Source organism: Variovorax sp. 278MFTsu5.1, assembly GCF_048305045.1.
GTDB classification, from domain to species: Bacteria; Pseudomonadota; Gammaproteobacteria; order Burkholderiales; family Burkholderiaceae_C; genus Variovorax; species Variovorax guangxiensis.
This window is the reverse complement of sequence record NZ_CP157622.1, coordinates 6,083,934-6,102,095: the sequence shown is the minus strand read 5'-3', so window position 1 is coordinate 6,102,095 and position 18,162 is coordinate 6,083,934. Positions and strand designations below refer to the sequence as shown.

At 67.5% G+C, this 18,162-nt stretch carries 18 protein-coding genes; 16 read left to right on the top strand and 2 right to left on the bottom strand.

Translation table 11 applies throughout. The features are described from left to right. The first annotated feature begins 1 nt into the window (after position 1). The 5 genes from ABL844_RS28390 (at position 2) to ABL844_RS28370 (ending at position 4,434) form a co-directional block, all read left to right on the top strand. A complete protein-coding gene (locus ABL844_RS28390; RefSeq protein ID WP_126023760.1) occupies positions 2–772 on the top strand; it encodes an SDR family oxidoreductase in 771 nt (256 codons plus the stop codon). A 717-nt stretch (positions 773–1,489) separates the two neighbouring features. After that, entirely contained in the window at positions 1,490–2,641 is a 1,152-nt protein-coding gene (locus ABL844_RS28385; RefSeq protein ID WP_418129051.1) for an IS481 family transposase, read from the top strand. Between the two features lie 168 nt (positions 2,642–2,809). Next, complete coding sequence (locus ABL844_RS28380; protein ID WP_418129731.1) at positions 2,810–3,502, top strand: HAD family hydrolase; 693 nt, start codon at positions 2,810–2,812, stop codon at positions 3,500–3,502. A gap of 85 nt (positions 3,503–3,587) precedes the next feature. Next, a complete protein-coding gene (locus tag ABL844_RS28375; protein WP_369660691.1) occupies positions 3,588–3,914 on the top strand; it encodes a thioredoxin family protein in 327 nt (108 codons plus the stop codon). A gap of 46 nt (positions 3,915–3,960) precedes the next feature. After that, positions 3,961–4,434, top strand: a complete 474-nt coding sequence (locus tag ABL844_RS28370; RefSeq protein WP_184640912.1) for a hypothetical protein — start codon at positions 3,961–3,963, stop codon at positions 4,432–4,434. 21 nt (positions 4,435–4,455) lie between these two features. Here the strand turns inward: ABL844_RS28370 and ABL844_RS28365 are convergent, their stop codons facing one another. Further along, positions 4,456–5,484 (bottom strand): AraC family transcriptional regulator, encoded by a 1,029-nt coding sequence (locus tag ABL844_RS28365; RefSeq protein ID WP_184640911.1) that lies wholly within the window; start codon positions 5,482–5,484, stop codon positions 4,456–4,458. A 141-nt stretch (positions 5,485–5,625) separates the two neighbouring features. On the opposite strand from ABL844_RS28365, the gene ABL844_RS28360 reads away from it, so the two are divergent. The 8 genes from ABL844_RS28360 (at position 5,626) to yfcF (ending at position 15,566) form a co-directional block, all read left to right on the top strand. Then, the gene (locus ABL844_RS28360; protein ID WP_369660694.1) at positions 5,626–6,798 is read left to right on the top strand and encodes an isovaleryl-CoA dehydrogenase; all 1,173 of its coding nucleotides are present in this window, start codon (positions 5,626–5,628) and stop codon (positions 6,796–6,798) included. Between the two features lie 57 nt (positions 6,799–6,855). Next, positions 6,856–8,538 (top strand): AMP-binding protein, encoded by a 1,683-nt coding sequence (locus ABL844_RS28355; RefSeq protein WP_418129730.1) that lies wholly within the window; start codon positions 6,856–6,858, stop codon positions 8,536–8,538. 152 nt (positions 8,539–8,690) lie between these two features. Next, on the top strand, positions 8,691–10,313 hold the full coding sequence (locus ABL844_RS28350) for a carboxyl transferase domain-containing protein (RefSeq protein ID WP_418129729.1): 1,623 nt from the start codon (positions 8,691–8,693) through the stop codon (positions 10,311–10,313). Positions 10,314–10,323: 10 nt separating this feature from the next. Next, the gene (locus ABL844_RS28345; RefSeq protein ID WP_184640906.1) at positions 10,324–11,124 is read left to right on the top strand and encodes an enoyl-CoA hydratase/isomerase family protein; all 801 of its coding nucleotides are present in this window, start codon (positions 10,324–10,326) and stop codon (positions 11,122–11,124) included. Positions 11,125–11,149: 25 nt separating this feature from the next. After that, entirely contained in the window at positions 11,150–11,824 is a 675-nt protein-coding gene (locus tag ABL844_RS28340; RefSeq protein WP_126023750.1) for a DUF4126 domain-containing protein, read from the top strand. Continuing rightward, on the top strand, positions 11,817–13,829 hold the full coding sequence (locus ABL844_RS28335) for an acetyl-CoA carboxylase biotin carboxylase subunit (RefSeq protein WP_418129728.1): 2,013 nt from the start codon (positions 11,817–11,819) through the stop codon (positions 13,827–13,829). The genes ABL844_RS28340 and ABL844_RS28335 overlap by 8 nt, the downstream gene beginning before the upstream one ends. A 71-nt stretch (positions 13,830–13,900) precedes the next feature. Continuing rightward, a complete protein-coding gene (locus tag ABL844_RS28330) occupies positions 13,901–14,839 on the top strand; it encodes a DUF4349 domain-containing protein (RefSeq protein WP_418129727.1) in 939 nt (312 codons plus the stop codon). A 97-nt stretch (positions 14,840–14,936) separates the two neighbouring features. Then, positions 14,937–15,566, top strand: coding sequence for a glutathione transferase (gene yfcF, locus ABL844_RS28325; protein WP_126023747.1), 630 nt, complete (start codon positions 14,937–14,939; stop codon positions 15,564–15,566). Between the two features lie 22 nt (positions 15,567–15,588). Here the strand turns inward: yfcF and ABL844_RS28320 are convergent, their stop codons facing one another. Further along, on the bottom strand, positions 15,589–15,903 hold the full coding sequence (locus tag ABL844_RS28320) for an EthD family reductase (protein WP_418122891.1): 315 nt from the start codon (positions 15,901–15,903) through the stop codon (positions 15,589–15,591). Positions 15,904–15,998: 95 nt separating this feature from the next. On the opposite strand from ABL844_RS28320, the gene ABL844_RS28315 reads away from it, so the two are divergent. The 3 genes from ABL844_RS28315 to ABL844_RS28305 all read left to right on the top strand — a co-directional run bounded on the left by ABL844_RS28315 (position 15,999) and on the right by ABL844_RS28305 (position 18,160). Then, a complete protein-coding gene (locus ABL844_RS28315; protein ID WP_418122889.1) occupies positions 15,999–16,919 on the top strand; it encodes a 2-hydroxyacid dehydrogenase in 921 nt (306 codons plus the stop codon). A gap of 96 nt (positions 16,920–17,015) precedes the next feature. Next, a complete protein-coding gene (locus ABL844_RS28310) occupies positions 17,016–17,765 on the top strand; it encodes an IclR family transcriptional regulator (protein WP_126023744.1) in 750 nt (249 codons plus the stop codon). After that, positions 17,762–18,160, top strand: coding sequence for a cupin domain-containing protein (locus ABL844_RS28305; RefSeq protein WP_418122888.1), 399 nt, complete (start codon positions 17,762–17,764; stop codon positions 18,158–18,160). The genes ABL844_RS28310 and ABL844_RS28305 overlap by 4 nt, the downstream gene beginning before the upstream one ends. Positions 18,161–18,162 lie beyond the last annotated feature (2 nt).

Here is an 18,162-nt window from a genome sequence, read left to right as displayed (position 1 = left end):
CATGGACACCACCCAACTCTTCTCGCTGAAGGGCCGCACCGCGCTCATCACCGGCGGCTCGCGCGGCATCGGCCGCATGATCGCCGAGGGCTTCCTCGCGCAGGGCGCGCGCGTCTACATCTCGGCGCGCAAGGCCGCGGCCTGCGACCAGACGGCGAAGGAGCTGTCGGCTTTCGGGCATTGCGTTTCCTTGCCGGCCGACGTGTCGACGGTCGAGGGGGCGCAGGCGCTGGTCGATGCCTATGCGAAGCATGAAGGCTCGCTGGACATCCTCGTGAACAACGCCGGTGCCGCCTGGGGTGCGCCGTACGAGGAGTTTCCGGAAAGCGGATGGGACAAGGTGGTGGACCTGAACCTGAAGACGCCGTTCTTCCTGACCAAGGCGTTGACGCCGATGCTCAAGAAAGCCGCCACCGACCATCTGGCGAAGGTGATCAACATTGCGTCGATCGACGGGATCTCGGTCAATCCGCAGGAGACGTACTCCTATGCGGCGAGCAAGGCGGGGCTGATTCAGCTTACCCGGCGCATGGCGCTGCGGCTGGCGCAGGATCGCATCGTGGTCAGTGCGATTGCGCCTGGGGCCTTTGCTTCGGATATGAACAAGGTGGCTCGGGATCATGGGGATGAGATCAAGGGGCGGATTCCTGCGGGGCGGATCGGGGTGCCGGAAGACATGGCTGGGGCTGCCATCTACCTGGCCTCTCGGGCTGGGGACTATGTGATGGGGTCTACGTTGGTGGTTGACGGGGGTGTTACGCACGCTCGTTGAGTTTTTGGCTGGGTGTTTGTTTCCCGGGGCCGGGACTCGCCCCGGCGGGCGACCTACTTTCTTTTGCTTCGCCAAAAGAAAGTAGGCAAAGAAAAGGCGACCCCACTGTCTGCGACCCCTTCGCTTTGCGAAGGGGCAACCTGCGGTGCTCGCGTTTCGCGGGGTCTCGCAGAACTCGCTTCGCTCAGACAGCTGCGAGCCCTGATCCGCGAAACGCTGCGCTCCTCGGCGCAGCCAGAGGGGAGGGGAGATGCCCGGGCCTTTGCTTCGCTCGGCCCCCGGGGCACGACAGGCGCTTCGCGCCTGCCGTGCTTGGAATGGGGCGGTGAGGTTGCTGCGCGCGCTGCTGGCGCCGTCAAGACTAGTTCTGAACCTGTATCCCCGGCCGAGCGAAGCGAAGGCCAGTCCAAGGCTGTTCAGAAGCCGAGCGTAGCGATGGCGCGTGGAGATCCCTTCTGGCTGCGCCGAGGAGCGCAGACGTAGGAGGGACAAGGGCCGCAGCTGTCTGAGCGCAACGCAGTGGAGCGAGTTCTGCGGACCCCCTCCTACGTCGAGCACCGCAGGTTGCCCGTAGCGAAGCGGAGGGACGCGGACAGTAGGGTCGCCTTTTCTTTGCTTACTTTCTTTTGGCGAAGTGTATGGACCGGGGACCTGGGTAACGGGTGTGCGCGGACATAGGAAACACTTTCTGGGTCGAGATGACCGAGGAAGTGCCCCATGCCCTGGCAACCGAGAGACCTGATGGACACCAAGCGAGAGTTCGTGGAACTGGCTTTGCAGGAGGGGGCGAACCGGCGCGAGCTGTGCCGGCGCTTCGGCATCAGCCCCAAGACCGGCTATTCGCTGCTCAAGCGCCATGCGCTGCAAGGCATGGCGCAAGCATGCACACCGCGCAGCACGCGACCGCTGAACTCTCCTACGCGCAGCACCGATGCGCTGGAGCAGGCCGTGGTCCAGCTGCGGCTGGCCCACCCCAGTTGGGGTGGCCGCAAGATCGCCCGCCGGCTGGCCGACCAGGGCCTGGGCGAGGTTCCTGCGCCCAGCACCGTCACCAACATCCTGCATCGCCATGGGCTGATCACTCCAGAGTCCAGCAAGGCAAGCGAACACTGGTGCCGCTTCGAGCACGAGCAGCCCAATGCCCTGTGGCAGATCGACTTCAAGGGCGACTTCGCCATGGCTGCGGCGCGCTGCTATCCACTGACCGTGCTGGACGACCATTCGCGCTTCAATCTCGCGCTGAGGGCTTGTCCCAGCGTGGGCACCGACAGTGTGCGACCGCACCTGGAGCAGGTCTTTGCCCGCTATGGGCTGCCGGTGCGCATCAACACGGACAACGGCGCTCCCTGGGGCGCTCCGCGTCAACCGGCGCATGGACTGTCCGAGCTGGGCGTGTGGCTCATCAGGCTGGGGATTCGGCTGAGCCACAGCGCGCCGTACCACCCTCAGACCAACGGCAAGATCGAACGCTTCCACCGCTCGCTGAACACGGAGGTGCTCGCCGGGCGCAGCTTCGCCGATCTGGGCCAGGCCCAGGCGGCCTTCGAGCGCTGGCGCGGCATCTACAACCACGAGCGCCCACACGACGCGCTGGACCTTCTCACGCCCGCCAAGCGCTACGCGATCAGCCCCAGGCCCTATCCGCGGGCGTTGGCTCCCATCGAGTACCAGCAGGGGGACACGGTGGTGATCGTCAAGCACAACGGCGAGGCCAGCTTCCGCGGCCACAAGCTGAAGGTGCCAAATTGCCTTCTGAAACTGCCCATCGCATTCCGCGCGGATCCACAACACGACGGCCACTTCGACGTGTTCTTCTGCCATCAGCCGTTCATGCGACTGGACTTGAACTGCCTGACAGCAAGGCGATAACCTGCCAGAGTGTTTCCTATGTCCGCGCACACCCGTTACCCAGGTCCCCGGTCCATACAGCGAAGCAAAAGAAAGTGAGTCGGCCGCCGGGCCGAGACCCGGCCCCGGAAAGCAAACCCCAAAAGCCGATTGCTACCATCAACGGCACTCCAAAGGCCCAAAAACACAATGTCCCCTTTCCCCTTCTCAGCAGTCCTATTCGACTGCGACGGCGTCCTAGTCGACTCCGAACCCATCACCAACCGCGTCCTCGCCGAAATGCTCGGCGAGCTGGGCTGGCAGATCACCACCGAAGAATCGATGAACACCTTCACCGGCAAGGCCGTGAAGGACGAAGCCGCACTGATCGAGCAGAAGACCGGCTTCAGGATCACCGACGACTGGCTCAAGACCTTCCGCGCTCGCCGCAACGAGGCCCTGGAGCGCGACCTCGTCGCCATTCCGCGCGCCCCCGAAGCGATCCGCGAGATCCACGCCAGGCTCGACGGCCGCATCGCCTGCGCCTCGGGCGCCGACCGCCACAAGGTCGAGCTGCAGCTCGCCAAGGTCGGCCTGCTGGAGTACTTCGAAGGGCGCATCTTCAGCGGCCACGAGATGCCGCGCTCCAAGCCGCACCCCGACGTGTACCTCGCCGCAGCCAGGGCGCTGGAGGTGGACCCTGCGCGCTGCGCCATCGTCGAGGACACGGTCACCGGGGCGATGGCCGGCGTGGCGGCGGGCGCGACGGTGTTCGGCTACAGCACGGGCGAATCGGGCCACAGCGGGCCGGGGCCGCTGCTGAGCGTGGGCGCGGTGAGGGTGTTCAGCGACATGTCCGATTTGCCTGCGCTGCTTTCGGGGTACGGGCTGCAGGCGGCCTGAGTTTCTGTTGGAATGCGGGAGGAAGCCCGGGCACCCCCGAGCCAACCCCGAGCCGAAGGCAGGCAGGAAGGAAGTAAGCACATCCATGACCTCCGAATACAAAACCGAGCAGCCCGAGCGCAGCGAGATCGACGCGCTCACCGGTCCCGCCGTGGTCGAGTTCGGCACCAACTGGTGCGGCATCTGCAAGGCCGCGCAGCCGAACATCACCGAAGCATTCACCCAGTTCCCGAACGTGCGCCGCATCAAGGTGGAAGACGGCAGCGGCCGCCCGCTGGGCCGCTCGTTCAACGTGCGGCTGTGGCCCACGCTGGTGTTCATGCGCGACGGCAAGGAAGTCGCGAAGCTGGTGCGTCCGGAGGACAGCAAGTCCATCGCCGATGCGCTGGCGCTGATCGATCGGCCGGCCTGACCGCTCCCGGCATGGTGCCTGCCCATCGGTGCAGCGCCGCGAACCCATGAACGCCGAACTGCATCAGCTCGCGAAGACGGCCGATCTCGACTCGGAAGCGCGGCGGCTGCTGCGGCTGCGTTTCGGCTTCGCGTGCGTGCAGCGTGTGCGGCACCTGCTGGAGTCGCCGGAGGCCCTGGAAGGGCTGGACACGCTGGGCGCATTCCTCGAAGGCAAGATCAACTCCGCCGCCCTGGCATTGGCCGAACAGCGGATGGCTGTGGTGGCAGGAAGCCATCCGGGTTCCCGCTCCATCGACGGAACGGCCCATGCGGCAGTCTCGGCGACCTATGCGGTGTTCCAGGCGGTTGCCGGCCGCGCACTGCAGGCCGCGGAGTACGCGGCCTACGCAACCGTCTATGCATACGGCGCCTATGCGATCACCGATCCCGAGGCTTTCGCCGAGGAGTTCGCCTGGCAGGTCTCGGCGTTCGAGGCACTGCTGCGCGAAGAGCATCCACTGCCGGCGCGGGCTGGCTGACCCCGCAGCCGAACGCAGCGCCTATTTGTCCCGCTGCCTGAAGTCGCGCGGCGCCTGCCCAGTCCATTGCTGGAAGGCGCGCGAAAAGCTCTTCTCGTTGCGAAAGCCCACGGCCAGCGCGACCTGCTTGATGGGGCGGTTGGTCCGGCGCAATTGATCCACGGCCATCTCGTGGCGCACCTCGTTCTTCAGCGCCTGCAGCGAGGTGCCTTCCTCGTGCAACTGCCGGTGCAGCGTGCGGCCCGACACGTTGAGCAGCGCGGCCAGCGCCTCGGCGGTGGTGGCCTCGTTGGTGCGCGAGCGCAGCAGCTCGCGCACGCGCTGGCCCAGCAGGCGATCGCGGCGGTATTGCAGGATGGTGAGCGGCAGCGCGCGCTTGAGCATGGCACGCAGCGCGCGTTCGTCGCGCTGCAGGGGCAGGGCAAGGTAGCGCTCGTCGAAGGCGATGCCGGCCTGCGGCGCGCCGAAGCGCACGTCGGGTGCGAACATCAGCGGGTAGGCGTCGCTGTGCGGCGGCGCGGCGAACGGAAAGGCCGCATGGCGCAGCGAGATGCGCGAATCGATGGCCCAGCACATGTAGCCGTGCACGAAGCGCAGGATGGTCACCAGGCAGAACTCGCGGAAGGCGTCGTCGAGCGGGCGGTTCTCGGCGATGCGCAATGTGGCCACGCCGCCGGCCACGTCGAGCGACAGGCCGATGTCGTCGGTCAGCAGCCGGTGGTGGCGGCACCAGCGCTTGAGGGCCACGCCCAGGTTGGGCGAGCTCAGCGAAGCACGGCACAGCATGCCGTAGCTGCCCCAGGGCAGGCGCCGGGAGAACCAGCCGAGCGTTTCGTCGTCGAGTTCCTGCATGGCGTGGCTCGACAGCGCCTCGAACTGCGCCGCCGTCACCCGCGCCCCCGGCCGGGCCAGTTCGCGCGGCGTGATCTGTGCCACCCTCAGTGCCTCCGCTGGGTCCTTCCCGTAGCGCTCGTAGGCCTGCACGATGGCTCTCACGAAGGCCATCGGCGTGACGGCGCGGGTGGGGCGGAGGAACGACGGGGGGGGCATGGCTTGGGCGGCGGGTCGTGGCGCAATTTGCAACCATTGTGGCGCCAATTGAGGCGCAGCGAAGCGTAAGCTGCGGACTTTCAAGCAAGCGCCATTCCGCGCGGGTAGCTCTGCGCGCCGACCTCAGAGGAGACAAACCCCATGCACGATCCCGGCCTGAACTTCGACCTGGGCGAGACCATCGACTCGCTGCGCAGTGCGATCCAGGACTTCGCCGCCAACGAGATCGCCCCCCGCGCCGCCGACATCGACCGCGACAACCTGTTCCCGCACGACCTCTGGAAGAAGCTCGGCGACCTCGGCCTGCACGGCATGACGGTGAAGGAGGAGTACGGCGGCACCGAACTGGGCTACCTGGCCCACATCGTGGCCATGGAAGAGGTTTCGCGCGCATCGGCCTCGGTGGGCCTGTCGTATGGCGCGCACTCCAACCTGTGCGTGAACCAGATCCACCGCAACGGCAATGACGCGCAGAAGAAGAAGTACCTGCCCAAGCTGGTGAGCGGCGAACACGTGGGCGCGCTGGCCATGAGCGAGCCCAACGCCGGCTCCGACGTGGTGAGCATGAAGCTCAAGGCCGAGAAGAAGGACGGCTACTACGTGCTCAACGGCGGCAAGATGTGGATCACCAACGGCGGCGACGCCGACACGCTGGTGATCTACGCCAAGACCGAGCCCGAGATGGGCGCGCGCGGCATGACGGCGTTCATCGTCGAGAAGAGCTTCAAGGGCTTCTCGGCCGGCACCAAGCTCGACAAGCTGGGCATGCGCGGCTCCAACACCTATCCGCTGTTCTTCGACAACTGCGAAGTGCCGGAAGAGAACGTGCTCGGCGGCGAAGGCATGGGCGCCAAGGTGCTGATGAGCGGCCTCGACTACGAGCGCGCCGTGCTCTCCGGCGGCCCGCTCGGCATCATGGCCGCGTGCATGGACGCGGTGATCCCCTACATCCACGAGCGCAAGCAGTTCGGCCAGAGCATCGGCGAGTTCCAGCTGATGCAGGGCAAGATCGCCGACATGTACTCGACCTGGCAGGCCACGCGCGCCTACGTGTACGCCGTGGGCAAGGCCTGCGACCGCAACGACCATGCGCGCACCTTCCGCAAGGACGCGGCCGGCGCCATCCTGTACTCGGCCGAGAAGGCGACCTGGATGGCCGGCGAGGCGATCCAGACGCTGGGCGGCGTGGGCTACACCAAGGAATTCCCGGTCGAGCGGCTGTGGCGCGACGCCAAGCTGTACGAGATCGGCGCGGGCACGAGCGAGATCCGGCGCATGCTGATCGGTCGCGAGCTCTTCTCCGAAACGGCCTAGGATGTTTTGCGCCTTCCCCAGCGGGGAAGGTGCCGGACGAAGGAGACAAGGAAGGAAATGAGCATGACCGCCGCATTGACCGAGAGCTACAACAAGGGCGCCACCGATGTCCCGCTGATCGAACAACCCATCGGCGACTTCTTCGACGACATGGTCGCGAAGCAGCCCGATCGCGAGGCGCTCGTCAGCCGCCACGAAGGCAAGCGCTACACCTACCGCGAGCTGCAGGCCGAATCGAACCGCCTTGCCAGCGCGCTGCTGGGCCTGGGCCTCGTGCCCGGCGACCGCGTGGGCATCTGGTCGCACAACAACGTGCCGTGGGTGCTGATGCAGATCGCCACCGCCAAGGCCGGCCTGATCCTCGTCAACATCAACCCGGCCTACCGCACCTCGGAGCTCGAATACGCGCTCAACAAGGTCGGCTGCAAGGCGCTGGTGACGATGGCGCAGTTCAAGACCAGCGACTACCTCGGCATGCTGCGCGAGCTGGGCCCGGCGAAGCTGCCTCAGCTGGCCCACACCTTCTGGATCGACGCGAAGCCGGGCGAGGGCGAGGAGCAACCCGGCATGAAGCGCTTCTCGCAGCTGCTCGCCAGCGGCGACGCCAACGACCCGCGCGTCGCGCAGGTGCAGAAGACGCTGAAGGCCACCGACCCCATCAACATCCAGTTCACCAGCGGCACCACGGGCTTTCCCAAGGGCGCGACGCTCACGCACCGCAACATCCTGAACAACGGCTTCTTCATCGGCGAGTGCATGAAGCTCTCGCCGGCCGACAGGCTGTGCATCCCGGTGCCGCTGTACCACTGCTTCGGCATGGTGCTGGGCAACCTGGCCTGCCTCACGCACGGCTCGGCCATCGTGTATCCGAACGACGGCTTCGATCCGCTCACCGTGCTGGAGACGGTGCAGGCCGAGAAATGCACCGGGCTGCACGGCGTGCCCACGATGTTCATCGCCGAACTCGACCATCCGCGCTTCAAGGAGTTCGATCTGTCGACGCTGCGCACCGGCATCATGGCCGGCTCGCCGTGCCCCATCGAGGTGATGAAGCGCGTGGTCAGCGAGATGCACCTTAGCGAGATCACCATCGCCTACGGCATGACCGAGACCAGCCCCGTCAGCTGCCAGAGCAGCACCGACACGCCGCTGGACCGCCGCGTGTCGACCGTGGGCACGGTGCAGCCGCACCTGGAGGTGAAGATCGTCGACCCCGAGACCGGCGCCGTGATGCCCCCGGGCAAGTCGGGCGAGCTGTGCACGCGCGGCTACTCGGTGATGCACGGCTACTGGGACGACGAGGCCAAGACCCGCGAGGCCATCGACGCCGAGCACTGGATGCACACCGGCGACCTCGCCACCATGGACGCCGAGGGCTACGTCAACATCGTCGGGCGCATCAAGGACATGGTGATCCGCGGCGGCGAGAACATCTACCCGCGGGAGATCGAGGAGTTCCTCTACCGCCATCCGAAGGTGCAGGACGTGCAGGTCGTCGGCCTGCCCGATCGCAAGTACGGCGAGGAACTGTGCGCCTGGATCATCGTCAAGCCCGGCCAGAGCGCCACCGAGGAAGACATCCGCGAGTTCTGCAAGGGCCAGATCGCGCACTACAAGGTGCCCAAGTACATCCGCTTCGTCGCCGAGTTCCCGATGACCGTGACCGGCAAGATCCAGAAATTCAAGATCCGCGACGAGATGAAGGCGCAGCTGGGGCTGGACGAAGCTCGTACAGCGTAGAGGCCGTCCATGAACAGCCGAACGTAGAAGAAAGACAAGGGTACGCAGAAGTCGCAGAAGGACATCATCCTGTTTGAAGGTTTTCTTTGGCGACCTTTGCGAAACCTTTGCGCTCTCTGCGTTCGGTTCCCGCTTCCGAATTCCGAATACCCATGACCCAACTCGAAACCAAGCTCAATGCCCGCTCGGCCGACTTCCAGGCCAACGCCGCAGCCATGCGTGCACTGGTCGACGACCTGCGCGCGCAGTTCGCGAAAGTGGAGCAGGGCGGCGGCGAGGCCGCGCGCGCCAAGCACACGGCGCGCGGCAAGCTGCTGCCGCGCGACCGCGTGGCCGAGCTGCTCGACCCGGGCACGCCTTTCCTCGAGATCGCGCCGCTGGCCGCGCATGCGATGTACCTCGATGGCAAGGGCGTGGAGTCGGCGCCGGGCGCCGGCATCATCGCGGGCATCGGCCGCGTCAACGGCGTGGACTGCATGATCGTATGCAACGACGCCACGGTGAAGGGCGGTACCTACTACCCGATGACGGTGAAGAAGCACCTGCGCGCGCAGGAGATCGCCGAGCAGAACCGCCTGCCGTGCATCTACCTCGTCGACTCGGGCGGCGCCAACCTGCCGAACCAGGACGAGGTGTTTCCCGACCGCGAGCACTTCGGCCGCATCTTCTACAACCAGGCCAACATGAGCGCCCAAGGCATCCCGCAGATCGCTGTGGTGATGGGCTCGTGCACGGCCGGCGGCGCCTACGTGCCGGCGATGAGCGACGAATCGATCATCGTGAAGAACCAGGGCACCATCTTCCTGGGCGGCCCGCCGCTGGTGAAAGCGGCCACGGGCGAGGTGGTGACGGCGGAAGACCTGGGCGGCGGCGACGTGCACACGCGCCTTTCCGGCGTGGCCGACCATCTTGCGCAGAACGACCTGCATGCGCTGGCGCTCGCGCGCTCGGCGGTGGCGAACCTCAACGCCAAGACTGCCGAGGCCCCGGCGGGCGGCGAGGTGCGCGAGCCGGCGTACCCGAGCGAGGAGCTCTACGGCGTGATCCCCACCGACACGCGCAAGCCCTTCGACGTGCGCGAGATCATCGCGCGCATCGTCGACGGCAGCGAGTTCCACGAGTTCAAGGCGCGCTTCGGCGCCACGCTGGTGTGCGGCTTCGCCGAGATCGAGGGCATGCCCGTGGGCATCGTCGCCAACAACGGCATCCTGTTCTCCGAGTCGGCGCAGAAGGGCGCGCACTTCATCGAGCTGTGCTGCCAGCGCAAGACCCCGCTGGTGTTCCTGCAGAACATCACCGGCTTCATGGTGGGCCGCAAGTACGAGAACGAGGGCATCGCGCGCCACGGCGCCAAGATGGTGACGGCCGTGGCCACCGCCAACGTGCCCAAGTTCACCATCATCATCGGCGGCAGCTTCGGTGCCGGCAACTACGGCATGTGCGGCCGCGCGTACAGCCCGCGCTTCCTCTGGATGTGGCCCAACGCGCGCATCAGCGTGATGGGCGGCGAGCAGGCCGCGAGCGTGCTCGCCACCGTGAAGCGCGACGGCATCGAAGGCAAGGGCGGCAGCTGGAGCAAGGAGGAGGAAGAAGCCTTCAAGACGCCGATCCGCCAGCAGTACGAAGACCAGGGCCACCCCTACTACGCCACCGCGCGGCTGTGGGACGACGGCATCATCGATCCGGCCGACACGCGCCGCGTGCTGGCACTGGGCCTGGCAGCCGCGCGCAATGCGCCGGTGCCGGAGCCGAAATTCGGCATCTTCCGGATGTGAGGAGGCTGGCATGAGCGAATACACCAAGCTCCAGCTGAGCCTCGACGGCGCCATCGCCCGCGTCTGGCTCGACCAGCCCGACGCACGCAATGCCTTCGACGACGTCGTCATCGCCGAACTGACGCGCGCCTTCACCGAAGCCGGCGCCGCGCCGCAGGTCAAGGCCATCGTGCTCGGCGCGAACGGCCCGGCCTTCTGCGCGGGCGCGAACCTCAACTGGATGCGCCGCATGGCCGACTACACGCGCGACGAGAACATCGCCGACGCGGGCAAGCTCGCCGAAATGTTGCGCACCATCGCCGAGTGCCCCAAGCCGACTATCGCGCGCGTGCAGGGCGACGTGTACGCGGGCGGCATGGGGCTGGTGGCGGCCTGTGACATGGCCGTGAGCGTGGACACCGCCTGGTACTGCCTGAGCGAAGTGAAGATCGGCCTCGTGCCCGCGACCATCAGCCCCTACGTGCTGCGCGCGATGGGCACGCGCGCCTCGCAGCGCTACTTCCTCACGGCCGAGCGCTTCACCGCGGCCGAGGCGCATCGCATCGGCTTCGTGCACGAGGTGGTGGCCGCCGACGCGCTCGACGCGAAGGTCGACGAACTGCTGAAGGCGCTGACCGGTGCGAGCCCGGCGGCAGTGCGCGCCTGCAAGAAGCTGATCGCCGACGTGGCGGGCCGTGAGATCGACGACGCGCTGATCGCGCAGACGGTCGAAGGCATCGCGGACATCCGCGCCAGCGATGAAGGCCGCGAGGGCGTGCAGGCCTTCCTGCAGAAGCGCAAGCCCTCGTGGCTCGAGGCGAGCAAGTCCTGAAGACCCATTCTCCGGAGGTCGCGCCATGAACACCAGCCTCGACATGCCGCAGCTGCTCGCACTGGCCGCCGCCATCGGCTGGGCCAGTGGCGTGCGGCTTTACCTCGTCGTGCTGCTGACGGGCCTGGCCGGCTATTTCGGCTGGGTGCCGTTGCCCGGCGGGCTGCAGATGCTGGCGCATCCGGTAGTGATCGCGGCCAGCGGCTTCATGGTGTTCATCGAATTCTTCGCCGACAAGATCCCGGGCCTCGATTCGCTGTGGGACGTGGTGCACACGGCCATCCGCATCCCGGCGGGCGCGGCGCTCGCGGCCAGCGTGTTCGGTGTCGACCACGGCGTGATGGCCATCGTGGCGGCGCTGCTGGGCGGCAGCTTTGCGGCCACGGCGCATGCGGCCAAGGCCACGACGCGCGCGGCCATCAACACCTCGCCCGAGCCGTTCTCGAACGTCGGCGCCTCGCTGGCGGAAGACACCATGGTGCCCGCGGGGCTGTGGCTCGCGGTGGCGCATCCCTTCGTATTTCTCGTGCTGTTCGTGCTGGTGCTGGTGGCGAGCGTGTGGCTCATCCGCAAGAGCTGGCGTTTCCTCAAGGCGCTGTTCGCCCGCGTGGCCCGCATCTTCAGCGGCCGGCCCGATCCGGGCGTGGTGCCCGCGTTTCAACTGAAAAAGAATCCTCCGGGAGACACTCCGAATGTTTAAGAAGATCCTCATTGCGAACCGTGGCGAGATCGCCTGCCGCGTCGCGGCAACTGCCCGCCGCATGGCCATCCGCACCGTCGCCGTTTATTCCGACGCCGACGCGCACGCCAACCACGTGCGTGCCTGCGACGAGTCGGTCCATCTTGGCGGCAGCGCGCCCAAAGACAGCTACCTGCGCTGGGAAAAGATCCTCGAGGCCGCCAAGGCCACGGGCGCCGAGGCGGTTCACCCCGGCTACGGCTTCCTCAGCGAGAACGAGGAATTCGCGCAGGCCTGCGCCGACGCGGGCCTGGTCTTCATCGGTCCGCCGCCCTCGGCCATCAAGGCCATGGGCCTGAAGGCCGAGTCGAAGCAGTTGATGGAAAAGGCCGGCGTGCCGCTGGTGCCCGGTTATCACGGGCACGACCAGAACCCGCAACTGCTGCAGCGCGAGGCCGACCGCATCGGCTACCCGGTGCTCATCAAGGCCAGTGCAGGCGGCGGCGGCAAGGGCATGCGCGCGGTCGACAGGGCGGAAGACTTCGCCGCCGCGCTCGCCTCCTGCCAGCGGGAGGCCATCAACAGCTTCGGCGACGACGCGGTGCTGATCGAGAAGTACGTGCAGCGCCCGAGGCACATCGAGATCCAGGTGTTCGGCGACACGCACGGCAACTATGTCTACCTGTTCGAGCGCGACTGCTCGGTGCAGCGGCGCCACCAGAAGGTGCTCGAAGAAGCGCCCGCGCCTGGCATGACGGAGGCGATGCGCAAGCAGATGGGCGAGGCTGCGGTTGCTGCGGCGCGCGCGGTGAACTATGTTGGCGCAGGCACTGTGGAGTTCATCGTCGAGCAGCGAGAGGGCGGCGAGATGAACTTCTTCTTCATGGAGATGAACACGCGGCTGCAAGTGGAGCATCCGGTGACCGAGGCCATCACGGGTCAGGATCTCGTCGAATGGCAGCTGCGCGTGGCTTCGGGCGAGGCGCTGCCCGCGAAGCAGTCGGAGCTGCAGATCCACGGCCACGCCATCGAGGCGCGCATCTGCGCCGAGAACCCCGACAACAACTTCCTGCCCGCCACCGGCACGCTGCGCGTCTACCGCAAGCCTGCTGCCACGGCCTTCCAGCGCAGCCGCGTGCGCATCGACGACGGCGTGCGCGAGGGCGGCGAGATCTCGCCCTTCTACGACTCGATGATTGCCAAGCTGATCGTGCACGGCAGCACGCGCGAAGAGGCGCTGGCGCGGCTCGACGCCGCGCTGGCGCAGGTGCAGATCGTGGGCGTGGCGACCAACGTGCAGTTCCTGCGCGGCATCCTGGCGACCGAATCGTTCTCGAAGGCCAACCTCGACACCGCGCTGATCGAGCGCGAGCGCGCGGTGCTGTTCGACCGCGAGCCGCTGGGGCTGCCGCTGGCGGCAGCCGCCGCGATCACGCGCACGCTGATCGGCGAATGGCCCGGGAAGATGCCCGATCCCTTTGCGCGGCGCGACGGCTGGCGCTCGCTGGGCGAGTACCGGCGCCACTTCGACTTCGAGTTCCGCGGAGCGGAGCAGACCGCGCTGCTGACCTACAAGCGCGACGGCGGCCTGTGGCTCGAAGCCGGTGGCGTTGCGGGCCCGCTGGTCATCGGCCGGTTCCCGACCGGCGAGTTCGAGGTGGAGTTCGCGGGCAGCCGGCAGACGCTCGACGTGCACCTCGACGGCGCCGTGGCCCACGTCTTCGCCTCGAAGGGTGCGACGAAGATCACCGCCATCGACCGGCTGGCGCATGCCGGCGACACGCAGGCCGAGGGCGGCCGGCTCACCGCGCCGATGCCGGGCAAGGTGGTGTCCTTCGCGGTCAAGGCCGGCGACAAGGTCAGCCGCGGCCAGCCGCTGGCAGTGATGGAGGCCATGAAGATGGAGCACACCATCGCCGCGCCGGCCGACGGCACGGTGGAGGAACTGATGTTTGCGCCGGGCGAGCAGGTGGCCGAAGGCGACGAGTTGCTGCGCATGAGCGCCGCAGCCGCTGCGGCAGCCTGAAAAAAGTTAACCCCGTTGCGGGCGCCCGCCCGTATGAGCTGCGGTAGTCAACATTCAAGGGAACTCCTTCCATGACCTATCGCATGCCCAGTTTCTCCGTCCGCCGCCAAGCGGGCATCGCCCTGCTGGCTTTGACCGCGGCTCTTTCACTGGCCGGCTGCGGCCGCAACGGCGAGGAGAAGCGGGCGGCCGCCGTGCTCTCCGAGCCGGCCCCGCCGCCCGCGCCCATGCAGGCCGCGAGCGGGTACGCAGGCGGCGCGGACATGCGGATGCGGTCGGCCGAGGCGGCCACCGACGAGTCCCGGAACAGCCAGGACACACCCCTGCAGCGCTTCCTGGCCGTGCGCCAGGAGCTGAACGTCGAGGTGCCGGCCGACCAGCTCGCCGATGCCTGGGGCAAGGTGCGCGACCTCTGCGGCACGCTGAAGTGCGAGTTGCTGTCGTCGTCGCTGCTGCGCGAGACGCCGCAGCAGCCCGGCAACGCCATGCTGGAGATGCGCGTGGAGCCCGCCGACGTAGACAAGCTGCTCGGCGGCCTGGCGGGCGTGGCCAGCGTGGTCTCGCACACCACCACCAGCGAGGACAAGACCGCCGAAGTGATCGACGTCGAGGCCCGCATCAGGAACCGCACCGAATTCCGCGACAGCCTGCGCGCGATGCTGCGCGACACCGTCACCAAGCGCACCATGACCGACCTGCTGGCCATCCAGCGCACGCTGTCGGACACGCAGGCCGAGCTCGACGCCATCGCCACGCAGCGCAAGGTGCTGGCGCAGCAGACCAGCAAGCAGCACATCCAGATCCAGTTCACGGCCAGGCGCGCGCTGGTGAGCGGCGGCGACGGCTACAGCCCGATGCGCAATGCGCTGCGCAACGCGGGCTCGGTGCTGTCGGAAAGCGTGGGCTCGCTCATCACCTTCATCGCGGCCGTGCTGCCGTGGCTGCTGCTGGTGGTGCTGCCGCTGGGCTGGCTGGCGCGGGTGCTGTGGCGCCGCCGCCGCGCCAGCTAAGACGCGCCAGCTAAGAATCAGTCAGTAAGATCGCGCACCTACCGCTTCAAGGCCTTTTGTTTTACAGGCCCCCATTCGCGCAGGAGCCTTCTTCCCGATGCCGGACCCGCTACGCCTCCATGTGGACGCCCAGTTCGCCAGCCCCTATGCCATGTCCGTGTACGTGGCGCTGAACGAAAAGCAACTGGACTTCCACATCTCCCCGGTCGACCTGGGTGCGCTGGAGCACCGGGCGGCCGGCTTCTCCCGTTTGTCCTTGACCCAGCGCGTGCCGACGCTGGTGCATGGAGATTTCGCGCTTTCCGAATCGTCCGCCATCACCGAGTACATCGACGAGACTTTCGCCGGGACGGCGCTGTATCCCTCCGAACCCCGTGCCCGCGCCCGTGCGCGCCAGCTGCAGGCCTGGCTTCGCAGCGACCTCATGCCGGTGCGGCAGGAACGCTCCACGGAGGTGATCTTCTACGCTCCGGCGGGCGCTCCACTGTCGGCGGCCGCGCACCGCGCGGCGCAGACGCTCTTCCAGGTCGCGCAGGCGCTGCTGCCGGAAGGCGCGGAAAACTTGTTCGGCGACTGGTCGATCGCCGACGTCGACCTGGCGCTGATGCTCAACCGCCTGGTGATGAACGGCGACGCCGTGCCGCAGCGGCTGGCGTCCTATGCCGACAGGCAGTGGCAGCGGCCGTCGGTGCAGCGCTGGGTGGCGCTGGAGCGGCCGCCGCGCTGAGGCCGCGTCAGGGCTCTTTCGGTCAGCCCACCACCACTTCGCTGATCTGCGTCAGCGGCACGATGTCGGTGTAGTTCTTCACGTCGTCCCTGACCTCCTTCTGGTGCGGGCCGAAGGCCTTCAGGAAGGATTCGACCGATTCGGCGAACACGTGGCACATGGCGACGTAGGTGGGCGCGGAGCCCGGCGCGCCGCCGGACAGGCCCTTGTCGATGGCGTACGAGAGGCATGCATCGCCCATGCGGGCCTTGATCATGGGCATGTGCTTGTCGCGGTAGTAGTCGTGATCGAACCGTGCGCCGGGGGTGTGGGGGTACATCACGCTGAACTTGATCATTCCAAGAGTCTCCTGAGGTGGGCGTTCGAGGATAGGAGATGGCCAGTGCCCGCACAAGCCGATGGCGACGCGGGCGCGACCTAAGATGCGTGCCCATGCGAATCACCGTCTACCTCACCGACAACCGCCCAGACCCCTGGATCGAAGGCCTGAAGGCCGAACTCCCCGATGCCGTCATCGAAGCCTGGAAGCCCGGCGCGCCGCAGGCCGACCATGCCGTGGTGTGGGCGCCGCCGCAGGAGTTCCTCGACGAGCAGCCGAAGCTGCGCGGCATCTTCAACATCGGCGCGGGCGTCGATGCGCTGCTCAAGCTGAAGGTGCCGGCGCACACGCGCATCGTGCGGCTCGACGACGCGGGCATGTCGGTGCAGATGGCGGAGTACGTGTGCCACACGCTCATTCGCCATTTCCGCGAATTCGACGCCTACGAGGCCGACGCGCGCGAGGGCAAGTGGAGCTACCGCAAGCCGAGGATGCGGCGCGACTTTCCGGTGGGCATCATGGGCCTGGGCGTGCTCGGCGAGCGCGTGGCGAAGGCCGTGGGGCAGTTCGAGTTCCCGGTGCTGGGATGGAGCCGCTCGCCGAAGGAGATCGAGGGCGTGCGCGTGTTCAGCGGCGAGGCGCAGTTCGACGAGTTCCTCTCGTCCACGCGCGTGCTGGTCAACCTGCTGCCGCTGACCGATGCGACGCGCGGCATCCTCAACCGCGACACGCTGGGCAAGCTGCGGCCGGGGGGCTACCTCATCAGCATCGCGCGCGGCGGCCACCTGGTGGAAGACGACCTGATTCCGATGCTCGACGCCGGCCGGCTCGCGGGCGCGACGCTGGACGTATTCCAGGTCGAGCCGCTGCCCGCCGACCACGCCTTCTGGCGCCATCCGAAGATCACCGTGACGCCGCACGGCTCGGCACGCACGTTGCGCGAAGAGTCCATCGCGCAGATCGCCGGGAAGATCCGCGCGATGGAGCAGGGGCTGCCGATCGCCGGCGTGGTCGATCCGGTGCGCGGCTACTGACGACGGGGGCGCGTCCCCTCTCCGGGCCTGCCGGAGTGCATCGCGGGCAGGGGAAACCCTGAAACACTGATTTTTCACAAGTATGAAAATATTTTCATGACTGTGAAAACCGCGTTTCGGGTGATCGAGATCGTCGAACTCTTCGCCCGCGAGAAGCAGCCGCTGGCCCTTTCGGAGATGGCGCGCCTGCTCGACATGCCGGTGTCGAGCTGCCTGGGCCTGATCCGCACGCTCGAGGAGCAGGGCTACATGTACGAGACCGGCCGCCGCCAGGGCTACTACCCGACCGGCCGGCTGCTGGCGATGGCGCAGGTCATCGCCGCCCACGACCCGGTGCTCGACCGGGTGAAGGCCACGCTGGAGGAGCTGCGCGACGCGGCGCGCGAGACGGTGGTGTTCGGCAAGTTCCGCGACGCGGGGCAGGTGGTGTACCTGGAAGTGCTGAGCGCGCCGCAGAGCATCCGCTACACGGCCGAGTCGGGCGAGACGCGCCCGGCGTACGCCAATTCCATCGGCCGCGCGCTGCTTTCAACGCTGGACCCGGACGAGCGCCGCCGGCTGCTCGAAGGCGCGACGCTCGCGCCGCTGACCGACGCCACGCTCACCACCGCCGACGCCATCGAGGCCGAACTGCAGCGCTCCGCCACGCGCGGCTGGTACGGCAATCTCGGCGAGAGCATTCCCGACCTGATCGGCCTGGCCTGGCCGCTGCGCATCGGCGGCGAGGCCTACGCCATTTCCGTCGCAGGTCCGCGCTACCGCATGGAGGCGCGCATCGAGGAGATCGCCGCGATGCTGCGCTCGGCCTGCCTCGCCATCGAACCCAAGAACGAAAGCCCCCGATGACAGCAACGACAGCAGCAGCCCCCCGCTATTTCGTCCGCGAGGCCGAGATCGCCGGCTACCACCCCGCCAACCACACCGGCACGCTGAACAAGCGGCTGATCGGCCCCGAGACCGTGGGCGCGAGGCAGCTCGAAGTGCTGGTGGGCCACATCCAGAAGGGCAAGGGCGCGCTGCCGCATGCGCACCCGGGCATCGAGCAGGTCTGCTACATGCTCGAAGGCCGCGCGGTCGCCGAGGTGGGCGGCCAGCGGCAGGAGCTGCACCCGGGCGACAGCTGCTTCTTTCCCGCCGACGCGATGCACACCTTCACCGTGGTGAGCGACGAGCCGGTGCGCGTGCTGGTGATCTACAGCCCGCCCTACGAGGAATCGCCGGAGCGCGTGATCCGGCCCTGAAG